This is a genomic window from Vibrio sp. KUL78 (assembly GCF_059725505.1).
In genome coordinates this window covers 406367-422073 of record NZ_AP045837.1, presented here as the reverse complement: position 1 = coordinate 422073, position 15707 = coordinate 406367, and the positions used below count along the sequence as shown (strand labels likewise).

Annotated in this window: 12 protein-coding genes and 2 pseudogenes; 8 read left to right on the top strand and 6 right to left on the bottom strand. The window is 46.9% G+C overall.

Translation table 11 applies throughout. From position 1 onward, the window contains the following. Positions 1–6: 6 nt before the first annotated feature. The 5 genes and pseudogenes from AC6I8Y_RS02255 to yacG all read left to right on the top strand — a co-directional run bounded on the left by AC6I8Y_RS02255 (position 7) and on the right by yacG (position 3760). A pseudogene (locus AC6I8Y_RS02255) lies at positions 7–1234 on the top strand (type II secretion system F family protein). 42 nt (positions 1235–1276) lie between these two features. Beyond that, positions 1277–2149, top strand: coding sequence for a prepilin peptidase (locus AC6I8Y_RS02250; RefSeq protein ID WP_498020712.1), 873 nt, complete (start codon positions 1277–1279; stop codon positions 2147–2149). Continuing rightward, on the top strand, positions 2149–2757 hold the full coding sequence (gene coaE / locus AC6I8Y_RS02245; protein ID WP_394152889.1) for a dephospho-CoA kinase: 609 nt from the start codon (positions 2149–2151) through the stop codon (positions 2755–2757). Before AC6I8Y_RS02250 ends, coaE begins: the two co-directional genes overlap by 1 nt. 31 nt (positions 2758–2788) lie before the next feature. After that, complete coding sequence (gene zapD, locus AC6I8Y_RS02240; RefSeq protein WP_394152888.1) at positions 2789–3529, top strand: cell division protein ZapD; 741 nt, start codon at positions 2789–2791, stop codon at positions 3527–3529. Positions 3530–3565: 36 nt separating this feature from the next. Continuing rightward, the gene (gene yacG, locus AC6I8Y_RS02235) at positions 3566–3760 is read left to right on the top strand and encodes a DNA gyrase inhibitor YacG (RefSeq protein WP_394152886.1); all 195 of its coding nucleotides are present in this window, start codon (positions 3566–3568) and stop codon (positions 3758–3760) included. A gap of 572 nt (positions 3761–4332) precedes the next feature. Here the strand turns inward: yacG and rplS are convergent. The 5 genes and pseudogenes from rplS to ffh all read right to left on the bottom strand — a co-directional run bounded on the left by rplS (position 4333) and on the right by ffh (position 7965). Next, positions 4333–4686 carry a 50S ribosomal protein L19 gene (gene rplS / locus AC6I8Y_RS02230; protein WP_112478814.1) on the bottom strand — a complete coding sequence of 118 codons (354 nt, stop codon included), beginning with the start codon at positions 4684–4686 and terminating at the stop codon, positions 4333–4335. Between the two features lie 42 nt (positions 4687–4728). Next, positions 4729–5478: a tRNA (guanosine(37)-N1)-methyltransferase TrmD gene (gene trmD / locus AC6I8Y_RS02225; protein ID WP_498020711.1), complete on the bottom strand. Its 750-nt coding sequence runs from the start codon at positions 5476–5478 to the stop codon at positions 4729–4731. 35 nt (positions 5479–5513) lie between these two features. Continuing rightward, positions 5514–6045, bottom strand: a pseudogene (rimM, locus tag AC6I8Y_RS02220) (ribosome maturation factor RimM). A gap of 46 nt (positions 6046–6091) precedes the next feature. Beyond that, entirely contained in the window at positions 6092–6340 is a 249-nt protein-coding gene (rpsP, locus tag AC6I8Y_RS02215; protein WP_042475851.1) for a 30S ribosomal protein S16, read from the bottom strand. A 239-nt stretch (positions 6341–6579) separates the two neighbouring features. Next, complete coding sequence (ffh, locus tag AC6I8Y_RS02210; protein ID WP_042475848.1) at positions 6580–7965, bottom strand: signal recognition particle protein; 1386 nt, start codon at positions 7963–7965, stop codon at positions 6580–6582. Between the two features lie 173 nt (positions 7966–8138). Here ffh and AC6I8Y_RS02205 point away from each other — a divergent pair, with 173 nt between their 5' ends. Then, a complete protein-coding gene (locus AC6I8Y_RS02205) occupies positions 8139–8933 on the top strand; it encodes a cytochrome C assembly family protein (protein ID WP_128647936.1) in 795 nt (264 codons plus the stop codon). A 97-nt stretch (positions 8934–9030) separates the two neighbouring features. After that, positions 9031–10299 carry an HlyC/CorC family transporter gene (locus AC6I8Y_RS02200; RefSeq protein WP_498020710.1) on the top strand — a complete coding sequence of 423 codons (1269 nt, stop codon included), beginning with the start codon at positions 9031–9033 and terminating at the stop codon, positions 10297–10299. A gap of 63 nt (positions 10300–10362) precedes the next feature. Here the strand turns inward: AC6I8Y_RS02200 and metH are convergent, their stop codons facing one another. Further along, positions 10363–14016: a methionine synthase gene (gene metH, locus AC6I8Y_RS02195; protein ID WP_498021422.1), complete on the bottom strand. Its 3654-nt coding sequence runs from the start codon at positions 14014–14016 to the stop codon at positions 10363–10365. Positions 14017–14359: 343 nt separating this feature from the next. Between metH and AC6I8Y_RS02190 the strand changes: the two genes are divergently transcribed. Continuing rightward, positions 14360–15682 carry a cation:proton antiporter gene (locus tag AC6I8Y_RS02190; protein ID WP_498020709.1) on the top strand — a complete coding sequence of 441 codons (1323 nt, stop codon included), beginning with the start codon at positions 14360–14362 and terminating at the stop codon, positions 15680–15682. The last annotated feature ends 25 nt before the right edge of the window (positions 15683–15707 follow it).

Sequence of the window (15707 nt, the reverse complement as noted above, 5' to 3'; positions counted from 1 at the left end):
GAGGATATAGTGGGTAAGACTGAGCCAACACTAAGCGCATTCCACTGGAAGGGAGTGAACAGCCAAGGTAAAAAAGTCTCTGGACAAACGCTCGCCATCACCGAGATGGAAGCTAGAGCGTCGCTAAAGCAGCAGCATATCCAAGTCCGAAAGATAAAACGCCGTAGCCTCTCTACTTGGACGAGACTGACTCAACGCATCAATAGTAAGGACATGACGGTACTCACCCGACAACTGGCAACCATGCTCAGCACTGGAATACCGATTGTCCACGCCATTAAGCTCATAGCAGACAATCAATCTAAAGCCGAAATGAAGTCTGTACTATCGCAGATCAGTAAAGGGCTTGAGGCTGGCACACCGATATCACGAGTCATGCAATTCGCTAGCCGCCATTTTGACAGTTTTTACGTTGATATGGTCGCTACGGGAGAAAACTCAGGGAATCTAGCTGGGGTATTTGAACGCTTGGCCGATTATCGGGAAAAACAAGAAATGCTACGTTCAAAAGTGATAAAAGCCCTTATCTATCCTGTGATGATTCTTTTGGTCTCACTCGGAGTTACCTATCTCATGCTAACCACGGTAGTACCTGAGTTTGAATCCATGTTTCGCGGCTTTAATGCTTCACTGCCATGGTTTACGGTTCAAGTCCTTAATCTATCAAGATGGTTTCAGGAAAATGGATTCTTAGTAGTTAACTTAGTCATTATTAGCACCTTAGGGCTAAAAGTCGCGAGGCAACGAAGTTTCGCCATTCGTCTATCAACCAGCCGTTTAGCCCTTACTGTTCCTATTATCGGACAGGTTATTACCAAGGCATCCATTGCTAAGTTTAGCCGCACACTCTCTACTAGCTTTAGTGCAGGTATCCCAATCTTATCGAGCATCCAAACCAGTGCAAAGACGGCGGATAACCTTTTCTACCAGCAGGTCATCACATCGATCCACACTGATATCGTTGCAGGTGTTCCAATCCACTTAGCGATGCGACAAGCCAATGCTTTCCCAGAAATGGTGTTGCAGATGGTGATGATAGGTGAAGAGTCTGGCACATTGGATGATATGTTGAATCGCGTTGCATCCATCTACGAAGCCGAAGTCGACAACACGGTGGATAACCTCGGTAAGATTCTCGAGCCTTTTATCATTGTCTTTTTTGGGAACCCTAGTCGGTGGACTTGTGGTCGCAATGTACCTTCCCATCTTTAACTTAATGACAGTAATAGGCTAACATAGACATTAACTTATTGATTTATTGCCAGTGTACCCCTAAATGGACGTGTTGATTTATTATCCTTGGTTGTTCGTTGTCTTCGCCACCATTTTTGGTTTGATTATGGGCAGCTTTCTCAACGTCGTGATTCATCGCTTGCCTATTATGATGGAACGCGGTTGGCGAGAGGAATGTGCCGAGGCTTTTCCAGAGTACAAAATCACGCCCCCAGAGGGACAGTACAATCTCAGCGTGCCACGCAGTGCTTGCCCTAAGTGTAAGACGCCAATTCGCATCCTAGATAACATCCCCGTGTTGAGCTGGCTGATCCTAAAAGGTCGCTGTCGCCACTGCGATAACAAGATAAGCAGTCGGTATCCGTTAGTTGAACTGCTCACCGCCGCAATGTGTGGAATCGTCGCATGGTACCTGGGATTTAGCTGGTACAGTATTGCGCTTATTGGTATGACCTTGGTACTCATCAGTGCGACATTTATCGACCTTGATACTATGTTGCTCCCAGATCAACTCACTGTACCACTGCTTTGGGTTGGGGTCGCATTAGCCTTGTTGGGTATCTCTCCTATCTCACTTCAGGATTCTGTTATTGGCGCCATCGCGGGTTATCTATGCCTTTGGTCTGTGTACTGGCTGTTCAAGCTAGCAACAGGTAAAGAAGGGATGGGTTATGGTGACTTTAAACTGCTCGCAGCTCTCGGCGCATGGTTAGGCTGGCAGTTCCTTCCTATGATTATTCTACTTTCTTCTGTTGTAGGCGTTGTGTTTGGTCTCATTCAGCTTAGAATGCAGAGCAAAGGCATCGATACGGCGTTCCCATTTGGTCCTTACCTTGCCATTGCTGGCTGGGTCAGCGCACTGTGGGGCAGTCAGATTACGTATGCCTATCTTGCGATAACGACAGGAGTGTATTAATGGGGTTTGTTGTTGGTTTAACCGGTGGAATCGCAAGCGGCAAGACCACGGTAGCAAATTTGTTTCGTGATGAGTTTGGAATTGAACTTGTCGATGCCGATGTGGTCGCAAGAGATGTGGTTGATATCGGTTCTGAGGGATTAGCTGCGTTAGAGACACACTTTGGCGCAGATATTTTGCAACCAGATGGCTCACTAAATCGAGCTAAATTACGGGCACGTATCTTTGCGAATGATGAAGAGAAGACTTGGTTGAACAACCTACTTCATCCAATGATTCGAGAGCAAATGCTGGCAAGGCTTCAAGCCTCGACAAGTCCGTACACATTACTTGTTGTACCCCTGCTGATTGAGAACAACCTTCAAGGTATGGCGGACAGAGTGTTGGTCGTCGATGTTAATGCCCAGACACAAATTAACCGAACAATGACACGTGACGGGGTGCCTGAGGAACAGGTGCGTTCTATACTCAAAGCACAAGTCGATAGAGACACACGGCTAATGCATGCTGATGATGTGATTGATAATAATACTGACAACGCTCAACTTTTGCCCCAAGTCACACAATTGCACCAAAAGTACCTAGCATTATGCGGTAAAAATCGGTGAAAATAGCATGGAAGCGTTTAAAGGCTAGCAGATGATCACAAATAGATTCGAACACCCTCTTAATGAAAAAACAAGAATTTACCTAAGAGTTGAATCTCTACTGAGACAGCTACAACATTCCTCGTCTTTTTCAGATAGCAACCAGCACCAAATCTTCTTCAAATCCATATTTGATTTATTGGAGATCTTTGAACAGATCCAGCTAAAAAGTGAGTTGGCGAAAGATCTTGAGAAGCAGAGACAAACCTACCGTGCTTGGCTGAACGTCGATGATGTTGATCAAGAGATGCTGGGCTCTATTCTTCGTGACCTCGATGGTGTCCATCGCGAGTTGATGGCGGCTGAACGATTTGGACAATCTTTCAAAGAGGACAGATTCTTAAGCACCATTCGCCAACGATTTGGCTTGCCAGGTGGTTCATGCTGCTTTGATCTTCCGACTCTGCACTACTGGTTGCACCTACCGCTCGATAAACGTATGCACGATGCGGAAAAATGGCTAAGTTCACTCAAGCCATTAATGGATGCCCTACACATGTGGCTCAAACTAACGCGCGAAACAGGTCGCTTTAAACCAGAGATTGCTCGAGCGGGATTTTTCCAAAGTGATGCCGAAGAAGCCAATATATTGCGACTCAATATTCCCATGCACTATGGCGTGTATCCAATGGTATCTGGGCATAAAAACCGTTTTTCAGTGAAGTTTATTGCCTTTGAGTCGGGGCAAGCCTACCCTAACGATATCGAATTTGAATTAGCCGTTTGTAACTAGTTCAGCTTTACCTAATAGTCGCACTCAGGAACCATTATGAGTAAACCAACCGTTGTCCCATGCCCACAATGTAAAAAAGACGTGGTATGGGGTGAAGAAAGCCCGTTTCGTCCATTCTGCTCTAAGCAGTGCCAAATGATTGATTTTGGTGAGTGGGCGGATGAAGAGAACACCATTCCGGGCGCACCAGACATGTCAGACAGCGATGGCTGGTCGGAAGATAGTTACTAACCTCGCTGGATCCCTCCCCCCCCTAATTAAACTTATCGTCATCCCTGCGTAGGCAGGGATCTTGTTGAAGCGATCACCAAGCCTTGAGTAGATTCCTGCATGCGCAGGAATGACGCTCGCTATAAGTACAACAACTCGATTTTATCCTCATCCATGCACAGACGAGGGCTTTTTGAAGCGTTCACCATGCCTTAAGTAGATTCCTGCCTCTGTAGGCGCACGGCCAGTGGAATGACGCGCGCTTTGAGTACAATTACTCAAAATCATCATTTCTGCGTAGACAAGGGACTTTTTGAAACGACTGCCTGGCCTTAAATAGATTCCTGCCTACGTAGACGCACGGTCAGTGGAATGAGGCATGCTGTGAGCACAATAACTCCAAAATTACCGTCATCCCTGCGTAGGCAGGGATCTTATTGAAGCGATCACCAAAACTTATGTTGATTGCTACCTGTGCAGATGCACGGCCAGTGGAGTAACGTGCGTAGGGCACAACATCACCATGACTTCAAACATAAAAAAGCGGAGTCCGAGGACTCCGCTTAATATTTGAGAACGCTAGTAAAATAGCATTACTTCTTAGCAAGTTTCTCTTTGATACGAGCAGACTTACCAGAACGCTCACGTAGGTAGTACAGCTTGGCACGACGTACTGCACCACGGCGTTTAACTTCGATGCTATCAACCATTGGAGAGTGAGTTTGGAACGTACGCTCAACACCTTCGCCGTTCGAGATCTTACGAACAGTGAAAGCAGAGTGAAGACCACGGTTACGGATAGCGATTACAACGCCTTCGTAAGCCTGTAGACGCTCACGATCACCTTCTTTTACTTTAACCTGAACTACAACAGTGTCACCTGGTGCAAATTTAGGTAGGTCTGATTTCATTTGCTCTTCTTCAAGAGCCTTGATGATGTTACTCATGTTCTTAAATTCCTAGAATAAACTGATACTAAATTAAATAGGTTACTTGCTGTTATTTCGAGTTTCTTTAATGAACTCGGCAAGTAATTGTTCCTGTTCGTCAGTCAGAGCTAGGTTTTCCAGGAGCTCCGGTCTTCTTAGCCAAGTACGGCCTAACGACTGCTGTAGTCGCCAGCGACGAATGTCCTTGTGGTTACCAGACTTGAGGACACTTGGTACCTCTAAATCGTCTAGAACTTCAGGGCGCGTATAGTGTGGACAATCTAGTAAGCCATTTGCAAAAGAGTCTTCTTCTGCTGAAGCAAAATCGCCTAGTACTCCCGGAACAAACCGTGAGACTGAGTCGATTAGCGTCATGGCTGGGATTTCCCCACCTGTCATCACAAAATCTCCGATTGACCATTCTTCGTCAACCTCAGTTTGGATGATGCGCTCATCTACCCCTTCATAGCGTCCACAAATCAACACAAGGTTGTCGTTTTTCGCTAGTTCTTCTACCCCAGTCTGGTCGAGCTTACGACCTTGAGGAGAAAGGTAAATGACTTTCGTCTTACCCGGTGATGCCTGTTTGGCTGCCTGAATGGCATCGCGCAATGGCTGAACCATCATCAACATACCAGGACCACCACCGTAAGGTCTATCATCGACAGTGCGATGTTTGTCGTGAGTGAAATCACGAGGATTCCATGTCTCAATCGACAGTAGACCTTTTTTAACCGCTTGACCTGTTACTCCATAATCAGTAACGCTGCGGAACATGTCTGGAAACAGGCTAATTACGCCAACCCACATCTGTTCTCTCGCTCTATTGAGTTACTAAAAATGAATTAGAATCCAGGATCCCAGTCAACTTCGATCCGTTGAGCTTCGCGATCAACTTTCTTGATCACTTGCTCTTCAAGGTACGGTACCAACCGTTCCTTTTGCCCAAAAGCATCTTTCAGATTTGCTTTCACAACCAAAACATCGTTCGAACCAGTTTCCATGATGTCAGTTACTTCCCCTAGGTCATAACCTTTCGTGGTCACTACTTTCATACCGAACAATTCGCGCCAGTAGAATTCATCTTCTGACAGCTCTGGTAGCACAGCTGGGTCGATTGCAATCTCGAAGTTGGTCAGTAGGTGAGCTTCTTCACGAACCTCAAGACCTTCTAGCTTACACACCATACCTTTGTTATGGCGCTTCCAACTTTCAACTTTGTACTCTACCCATTCACCCTTTTTGGTTAATATACCAAGGGCTGTAATCGAAAATACTTTCAGGATTGTCTGTGTAGGTAAACACCTTAAGCCATCCGCGAATGCCGTAAGTAGAACCAAATTTACCTACAACAATTCTTTCGTCTTGATTGCTCATTGTGTCTTTACCTTTCATCGACGACATACTGCTTACTTAACTAGAATTAAGCCGCTTTTTGAGCGTCTTTAACTAGCTTAGCAACGCGGTCAGAAACTGTTGCGCCTTGACCAACCCAGTGGTTAACGCGCTCTAGGTCTAGACGTAGACCTTCTTCTTGACCTTTAGCAGTTGGGTTAAAGAAACCCACTTTCTCGATGAAACGGCCAGTTGCTGCATTGCGGCTGTCCGCTACTACGATTTGATAGAATGGACGCTTCTTAGCGCCGTGACGTGCCAAACGAATGGTAACCATATCGTCCTCTTTGCTTTCTCAATAATAAAAATGACCTCAGAAATGTTTCTCAAATGAGCAACCTGAGGTCTCGTGCCAAAATAAAGCCTCGGAATTTTACTCTTATTCCGAGGCATTGCAAGGGGTTTAGCTATTTTTTCACCAGTTTTTGGGCTCTGGTGAAGATGTGAGCTGGGTAACAGTTTGAAAGATCAATGAGTTGCTTTCAGTCGCTCTGTTACCCTTCGCGAATTGCGAGATTATCGGCCAAACGGATTGCCACCGCCGCCCATACCGCCCATGCCACCCATCATGCCCTGCATATTACGCATCATGCCGCGCATGCCACCTTTCTGCATCTTCTTCATCATCTTCTGCATTTGGGTGAATTGCTTAAGCAGGCGGTTCACATCTTGTACCTGAGTACCAGAACCTGCCGCGATACGTTTTTTGCGAGAGCCTTTGATAAGTTCAGGACGCTGACGCTCTTTCATTGTCATCGAGTTGATGATGGCTTCCATCTGCTTGAACATCTTGTCGTCAACTTTATCTTTGACGTTGTCAGGTAGGTTTGACATGCCTGGAAGTTTATCCATCATGCCCATCATGCCGCCCATGTTCTGCATCTGACCAAGCTGTTCGCGGAAGTCTTCAAGGTCAAAACCTTTCTTCTCCTTGAACTTCTTCGCCATCTTCTCAGCTTTCTCTGTATCGACATTACGCTGAAGGTCTTCGATAAGAGAAAGAACGTCACCCATACCAAGGATACGTGAAGCCACGCGGTCTGGGTGGAACGGTTCTAGAGCGTCAGTCTTCTCACCTACACCCAAGAACTTAATTGGCTTGCCGGTGATATGGCGAACTGAAAGCGCCGCACCACCACGTGCATCACCATCCACCTTAGTCAGGATTACACCTGTTAGTGGCAGTGCATCACCGAAGGCTTTAGCTGTGTTCGCCGCATCTTGACCTGTCATGGCGTCAACCACGAACAGGGTTTCAACTGGGTTGATTGCTGTATGAAGCTGCTGGATTTCATCCATCATTTCGTGGTCAACCGCTAGGCGACCTGCGGTATCGACAATCAATACGTCGTAGAATTTCTTCTTAGCGTGGTCGATAGCAGCATTAGCAATGTCGATTGGCTTTTGATCGGCTGTCGATGGGAAGAAGTCCACACCCACATCACCGGCTAGTGTTTCAAGCTGCTTGATTGCCGCTGGACGGTATACGTCGGCAGACACAACCAGTACTTTCTTTTTCTCGCGCTCATTTAGAAGCTTAGAGAGCTTGCCCACACTGGTGGTTTTACCTGCACCTTGCAGGCCCGCCATAAGAATGACAGCTGGCGGCTGCGCAGCAAGATCAAGCGCTTCGTTCGATTCACCCATAACTTGCTCAAGCTCAGCTTGAACAATCTTGATGAACTCCTGACCTGGCGTAAGTGATTTAGACACCTCAACACCAACAGCGCGCTCTTTAACACCTTTGATAAACTCACGAACAACGGGCAGAGCAACGTCCGCCTCAAGTAGCGCCATGCGAACTTCGCGCAGCGTGTCTTTGATGTTGTCTTCGGTCAGACGACCTTTACCGCTGATATTCTTCAGCGTTTTGGATAGACGATCCGTTAAATTCTCAAACATTTCTTTCTCTTCGCTTCAAACTGGCGATCAATTGCAGTGAGTATACCTTAGCCAGCAGTGAGAGTCATATCTAACAAGATCAAATACGAGTCAATAGTTTTTACATCTGGCGTAGCCCAATAGGACGATGCAGGGTATAATTCGGGCTCTAAGCAATCGATTTTTTAGGAAAAATGGACAGTTTAATCGCAATTGCGGCCGCTATTCTTTATAGCTTGGCCATCGCAACAATCATCCCAGGCTTGGTCAATCAGGTCGGGATCCGTACGAAAACTGTTCTGGTTAGTGCTGTTTTAGCGCTGACTTTTCACGCGGTGTTACTCAGCGATCTCATCTTTAGTGGTGCAGGTCAAAACCTCAGTATTCTGAATGTCGCGTCTTTAATTAGCTTCATCATCTCGCTATTTATGAGCGTGGCTATGGTGAAAACACGTATCTGGTTTTTGCTTCCTGTTGTCTACAGCTTTGCTGCAATCAACTTATCAGCAGCGACCTTTGTACCAACGGCTTTCATCACTCATCTTGAGCACAACCCAAAGCTACTGATTCATATCTCGCTAGCGCTTTTCTCATACTCAACGCTATCGATTGGCGCACTCTATGCCATTCAACTAGCTTGGCTAGATCACAAACTGAAGAATAAAAAAGCGCTCACCATCAACCCTAACCTTCCTCCATTAATGATGGTGGAAAGACAACTTTTCAAGATCATCTTGATTGGTACTGGGCTATTAACCGCTACCTTGGTCACAGGTTTTGTATTTGTGCAGGATATGTTTGCACAAGGAAAAGCTCACAAAGGTGTGTTGTCGTTTATGGCGTGGGTTATCTACACCGTGCTTCTATGGGGTCACTATCAAAAGGGCTGGCGCGGCAAAAAAGTCACTTGGTTTGCAGTTGCTGGGGCCACACTTCTCACACTCGCTTACTTTGGCAGCCGCTTTGTAAGAGAGATCATCTTGAACTAGGCGACTTCATCAACGCTCTACGACCAAAGGCGCGTTGACAATAAGGTTTAAGTAGTTCATAAATTAACCAGCTATTAACTAAAGGAATTCTAGGGCATTGGACGACATTTCGACCGGTATTTTATTTGCAATCCTTGCAGGTCTAATTGTAATTTCCGGCTATTTCTCGGGCTCAGAGACAGGGATGATGTCTTTGAACCGATACAGACTTAAACACTTATCCAAAACAGGCCATAAAGGTGCAAAGCGTGTTGAGAAACTGCTTAGCCGCCCCGATCGACTCATCGGCCTGATCCTTATCGGTAATAACCTAGTTAATATACTGGCGTCTGCAATCGCTACGGTACTTGGTCTGCGTTTGTTCGGTGACCTCGGTGTCGCGATCGCGACAGGTGCACTGACTATGATTATCTTGGTGTTCGCAGAAGTAACGCCAAAAACGCTCGCCGCTCTTTATCCTGAGCGCGTGTCGTTTATGAGTAGTATCGTGCTCACCATCTTGATGAAGCTGCTCTCGCCTCTGGTTATCCTGGTCAACTTCATTACCAACGGTTTTATCCGCCTGCTTGGACTTCGTGTCGACCATAACGATGAAGATCACTTGAGTTCAGAAGAGCTGCGAACAGTGGTAAACGAAGCGGGCTCGCTGATCCCTCGCCGCCACCAAGATATGTTGATTTCGATCCTCGACCTTGAGCACGTGACCGTAAACGACATCATGATTCCACGTAACGAGATCACCGGCATCAATATCAACGATGACTGGAAATCGATTGTTCGTCAGCTAACGCACTCGCCTCATGGCAGAGTGGTGCTGTATCGAGATCAAATCGATGAAGTCGTTGGCATGTTGAGACTACGTGAATCATATCGTCTGATGCTTGAGAAAAACGAGTTCACAAAAGAGACCCTGCTGCGAAGTGCAGACGAAGTTTACTTCATCCCTGAAGGGACACCTCTCAACGTGCAGATGCTTAAGTTCCAACGCAATAAAGAGCGTATCGGTCTTATCGTTGATGAGTATGGTGATATCAATGGGCTCGTGACTCTCGAAGATATTCTGGAAGAGATCGTGGGCGAGTTTACCACCTCAATGGCGCCTACTCTGTCTGACGAAATTACGCCTCAAGGCGATGGCAGTTTCCTTATTGAGGGCAGTGCTAACATTCGAGACATCAATAAAGGGCTTAAGTGGACACTCCCAACTGACGGCCCGCGCACCTTAAACGGTTTGATTCTAGAGTACTTAGAAGACATCCCTGAAAGCCACCTAAGCGTGCAGGTCGCTGACCATCAGATGGAAATAGTAGAGCTTGAGGAAAACCGCATTAAGATGGTGAAGGTTTTCCCAAAGACAAAACACTAATCAGAATTGAATACCCAAGAAAAAACGGCACCTTTCGGTGCCGTTTTGCGTTTTAATCTATGACTAGTTGATGTTAGGACCAAGCCACTTTTCAGCTTCTTCCAAGCTCCAACCTTTTCGATCCGCGTAGCTATCAACTTGGTCTTGCTGAATCTGAGCAATAGCAAAGTAGCGAGAGTCAGGGTGCGAGAAGTACCAACCCGATACCGACGCGCCCGGCCACATCGCGTAGCTACTGGTCAGCGACATACCTATAGTCTCTTCGACATTAAGCATCTCCCATAACGAGCCTTTCTCTGTGTGCTCTGGACACGCTGGGTAGCCAGGTGCAGGGCGAATACCTTGGTATTTCTCACGGATAAGGTCGTCGTTCGACAACGCTTCATCCGCAGAGTAGCCCCAGATTTCTTTACGCACTTTCTCGTGCAGGTACTCAGCAAAAGCTTCAGCTAATCGGTCAGCTACCGCTTGGATCATGATGGCATTGTAATCATCACCTTGCGCCTTGTATTCATCGGCAAGTTCTCGTTCGCCAATGCCACCGGTTACCGCGAAGGCACCAATCCAATCTTGCTTGCCACTCTCCTTCGGTGCAATGTAGTCCGATAGACAGTAGTTAAAGCCTTTTGGTTTTTCAGTTTGCTGGCGAAGGTTATGAAGGACAGTGCGAACTTCACTGCGTGTTTCATCGGTATAAACTTCGATGTCGTCACCCACAGACGCTGCTGGGAACAATGCACACATGCCCGCAGCTTTTAGCAACCCTTCTCGTTCAACGCGATCGAGTAGGTCGTTAGCGTCTTTGTACAAACGTTTCGCCTCTTCACCTACTTCTTCGTGCTCTAGAATGGCTGGGTATTTGCCCACCAGCGACCACGTCATAAAGAATGGTGTCCAGTCGATGTAATTACGCAGTGTCGCAACATCGAAATCTTCAAACACGTGCACGCCTGGCTTAGCCGGTTTTGGCGGCGTGTAATTCTGCCAGTCGATATCTACCTTGTTTTCACGCGCTTTTTCCAATGTGACTGGCTTAGTGCGTGGCTTTTTACGATTGTGCTGGTCGCGGACGCGCTCGTAATCAATATCTAGCTTCTCAACAAACGCAGGCTTTAGTTCGTTAGAAAGTAGCGAAGTACACACACCCACTGCACGTGATGCGTTGTTGACATAAACCACAGGCTCGCTGTAGTTCTGCTCAATCTTAACCGCAGTGTGCGCCTTAGATGTCGTCGCGCCGCCAATCAATAGCGGCAGGTCGAAACCTTGACGCTCCATCTCTTTGGCGACGTGAACCATCTCATCAAGCGATGGCGTAATTAGACCTGACAGACCAATGATGTCGACGTTTTCTTCTTTGGCGACTTTAAGGATCTTTTCGCAAGGCACCATGACACCAAGGTCAATGATCTCGTAGTTGTTACACTGCAGAACCACGCCAACGATGTTCTTACCGATATCGTGAACATCGCCTTTAACGGTGGCAAGAAGGATCTTACCGTTGCTCGAGCCCGCCTGCTTGGACGCATTAATAAATGGCTCTAGATGCGCCACGGCCTGCTTCATAACACGCGCAGATTTCACTACCTGAGGAAGGAACATCTTACCTTCGCCAAATAGGTCACCGACCACGTTCATGCCATCCATCAAAGGACCTTCAATTACCTCGAGAGGTTTTGAGGCATTGACGCGCGCTTCTTCGGTATCTTCAACGATGAACTCGGTAATACCTTTCACAAGCGCATGCTCTAAGCGCTTTTCTACTGGCCAAGTACGCCACTCTAGCGCACTGGCATCATCTTCTTTACCAACGCCTTTGTTTGCGTATTCAGCGGCAATATCAAGCAGACGCTCGGTTCCATCATCACGACGGTTGAGTACCACATCCTCTACAGCCTCACGCAGCTTGTCTGGAACGTTATCGTAGATCTCAAGCTGACCGGCGTTAACGATACCCATGTCCATACCATTCTTAAAACAGTGGTAAAGGAACACGGCATGAATCGCTTCACGAACATAGTTGTTACCACGGAACGAGAAGGAAACGTTCGATACACCACCAGAGATCATCGCATGCGGTAAGTCACGTTTAATGTCTGCTACTGCTTCAATAAAGTCGACTGCGTAGTTATTGTGCTCTTCAATACCCGTCGCTACCGCGAAGATATTCGGGTCAAAGATGATGTCTTCTGGTGGGAAGCCAACTTCATCAACAAGAATACGATAAGCATTGGTACAGATTTCTAGCTTACGCTCGCGAGTTTCCGCCTGACCCACTTCGTCAAACGCCATCACGATAACGGCTGCGCCATAACGGCGGATCAGCTTCGCTTGTTCAACAAACTTCTCTTTGCCTTCTTTTAGCGAGATGGAGTTAACAATGCCCTTACCTTGGATACACTTAAGGCCCGCTTCGATGACTTCCCACTTTGAGGAATCCACCATGATAGGCACTTTGGAGATCTCAGGCTCAGAGGCACACAGATTTAGGAATCGAACCATGCAGGCTTCAGCATCTAGCATGCCCTCATCCATGTTGATATCGATGATCTGCGCGCCATTTTCAACCTGCTGACGAGCCACTTCTAGCGCTTCATCATAAAGCTCTTCTTTGATAAGGCGCTTAAAGCGTGCAGAACCTGTCACGTTGGTACGCTCACCAACGTTAATGAATAGCGATTCTTTCTCAATAGTAAGTGGCTCTAGACCAGATAGCCGACAAGCAACAGGGAGCTCAGGCAGTGGACGAGGAGTCACACCCTCGACAGCCTGAGCCATCTGGCGAATGTGTTCAGGCGTAGTACCACAACAGCCACCCACTAGGTTTAGGAAGCCGCTTCGTGCCCACTCACCGATGTGCTCAGCCATGTCTTCAGGAGAGAGGTCGTATTCACCAAAGGCATTCGGTAGACCGGCATTCGGGTGCGCAGAGACGAAGCCCTCGGAGATGCGAGACATCTCTTCAACATATTGTCTTAACTCATCAGGTCCAAGAGCACAGTTGAGACCGAAAGAGATTGGCTTCACGTGGCGCAATGCGTTGTAGAAAGCTTCGGTAGTTTGCCCTGAAAGGGTACGACCAGACGCATCGGTAATGGTGCCTGAGATCATCACTGGAAGCTCAATGCCTAGCTCTTCAAATACGGATTCAACCGCGAATGAACAGGCTTTTGCATTCAGCGTATCGAAGATGGTTTCAATAAGAATAAGGTCACTGCCGCCGCGAATCAGCGCGCGAGTAGACTCTGAGTACGCCTCCACCAGCTCATCAAAGCTAACATTACGATAGCCCGGATCATTTACGTCTGGGGAGATAGAACACGTACGGTTGGTTGGACCAAGAACACCGGCAACATAACGAGGTCGCTCTGGCGTTTTGGCTGTCCACTCATCGGCAGCAATTCTGGCAAGTCTAGCGGCTTCGTAGTTGATTTCCTCACTCAGTGATTCCATCTCGTAATCTGCCATAGCGATCGTGGTAGCGTTGAAGGTGTTAGTTTCAAGAATGTCCGCACCCGCTTCTAGGTAGGCACTATGGATCTCTTTAATCAGGTCTGGCTGAGTTAATACTAAAAGGTCATTGTTGCCTTTAAGATCACACTGCCAATCTGCAAAACGCTCGCCGCGATAGTCCTCTTCCTCAAGTTTGTATCCTTGGATCATGGTGCCCATACCACCATCGATCAAAAGAATACGCTGCTTGAGCTGATTTTCTATCTGAGTTTTTTTGCTAAGAGCTTTCTTGCCTTCAACGTACTTACTGCTTCCCACGATACTGCCTCATTCCTTGCTAATGCTGTCATCGTATCACAGATTTTTTAGAAATCTAGACGTCTAAAAAATCTTTACTGATTTGTTATCCCCTCAAATTATCGGACTCTCGGAACAGAAACAAGTTGTTCGTTGTCTACTCACTCGACTGAGTGAATAAAAAACAACAACATCGCGTAACTCGCCCTAATCTATAAGTGCGAAGAATAAATTCACAAATAGTGATTGATATTCACAGGTGAGAAGAACAAAATCCCATTAACATTTATTTACATATCTAGGTGAAGTGATGTCCGTCTATCAGACTTTATGCTTTTTGTCCGCAGCAGCCATGTTAATTGCTCTAATAAATAGCAAGATAGGTAAGATGCAAACCACCATTGCAATTACTGCCGGCGCTATGATGCTATCACTGCTCATCTTAATCGCAGGCCAAAATGATTGGTTTCAGTTAACCGAACTCGCGACCGAAACCGTCGCTGATATCGATTTTGAAGACTTCCTACTCCAAGGGATCCTCGGCTTCCTGCTGTTTGCCGGTGGTTTAGGTATCAAACTGCCCCACCTTAAAGATCAAAAATGGGAAATTACCGTCCTTGCTTTAGGCGCGACGCTATTCTCTACCTTCTTTATCGGGTTTGTGCTGTATGGCTTCTGTTTACTGATTGGCCTTCAATTTGATCTTATCTACTGCTTGCTATTCGGCGCCTTGATCTCCCCTACCGACCCTATCGCCGTTCTTGCCATTGTGAAAAAGCTCAATGCTCCGCAAAGAGTCTCAACCCAAGTCGAAGGTGAGTCACTCTTCAACGACGGTTTTGGCCTAGTTATTTTTGTTACGCTATTTACCATTGCATTCGGTAGTGAAGCACCAACGGTGGGCAGTGTAACGGCTCTGTTCCTGCAAGAAGCAATTGGCGGTATTGCCTATGGTTTTGCACTCGGTCTCGTATTCCATTACCTCATTAGCTCAACCGACGATCATTCAATGGAACTCCTGCTGACTATTGGTATCCCAACAGCCGGCTACGCCTTTGCTGAGTTCCTTCATGTCTCTGGACCACTTTCAATGGTGGTGTCGGGTATTATGATTGGCAACTGGACACGTTACATTGGCTTTTCAAAACAGTCAGAGGAACACCTCGACCACTTCTGGGAGCTTGTGGACGAATTCTTAAATGGTGTGCTGTTCCTACTCATCGGTATGTCGATGCTGCTATTCCAATTCCATCAAGAAGACTGGATCATGATGGCCGTTTCAGTACCGCTTGTACTTTGTGCGCGTTATTTGAGTGTAGCGCTGGCCTACGTGGGCTTTAAGCGCTATCGCCGCTATAACCCTTGGTCGGTGCGTATTTTAACGTGGGGTGGCTTACGCGGCGGTCTTGCGCTGGCAATGGCACTCTCTATCCCGTCCGGTATCTGGGTGATTGAGGATAAGCTCATCGACGTTAAAGAGATCATCATGGTCATGACCTACTCGGTTGTGGTGTTCTCCATCTTGATTCAAGGCTCAACCATTACCCCTATGATTGAGAAGGCTAAGTTAGCAGAGAAAGAGATGCAGAAAGAAACGCAGCCTGAGGGCGAGATAAAAGTTCAGCAGGATTAACAACAAGCTGACTCAAAATAGCCTC

What these genes read in the sequence shown, in the direction of transcription:
- AC6I8Y_RS02250 (WP_498020712.1), top strand. Translation starts at nt 1,277, where the DNA reads ATGGACGTGTTGATTTATTATCCTTGGTTGTTCGTTGTCTTCGCCACC.
- coaE (WP_394152889.1), top strand. Translation starts at nt 2,149, where the DNA reads ATGGGGTTTGTTGTTGGTTTAACCGGTGGAATCGCAAGCGGCAAGACC.
- zapD (WP_394152888.1), top strand. Translation starts at nt 2,789, where the DNA reads ATGATCACAAATAGATTCGAACACCCTCTTAATGAAAAAACAAGAATT.
- yacG (WP_394152886.1), top strand. Translation starts at nt 3,566, where the DNA reads ATGAGTAAACCAACCGTTGTCCCATGCCCACAATGTAAAAAAGACGTG.
- rplS (WP_112478814.1), bottom strand. Translation starts at nt 4,686, where the DNA reads ATGAGTAACATCATCAAGGCTCTTGAAGAAGAGCAAATGAAATCAGAC.
- trmD (WP_498020711.1), bottom strand. Translation starts at nt 5,478, where the DNA reads ATGTGGGTTGGCGTAATTAGCCTGTTTCCAGACATGTTCCGCAGCGTT.
- rpsP (WP_042475851.1), bottom strand. Translation starts at nt 6,340, where the DNA reads ATGGTTACCATTCGTTTGGCACGTCACGGCGCTAAGAAGCGTCCATTC.
- ffh (WP_042475848.1), bottom strand. Translation starts at nt 7,965, where the DNA reads ATGTTTGAGAATTTAACGGATCGTCTATCCAAAACGCTGAAGAATATC.
- AC6I8Y_RS02205 (WP_128647936.1), top strand. Translation starts at nt 8,139, where the DNA reads ATGGACAGTTTAATCGCAATTGCGGCCGCTATTCTTTATAGCTTGGCC.
- AC6I8Y_RS02190 (WP_498020709.1), top strand. Translation starts at nt 14,360, where the DNA reads ATGTCCGTCTATCAGACTTTATGCTTTTTGTCCGCAGCAGCCATGTTA.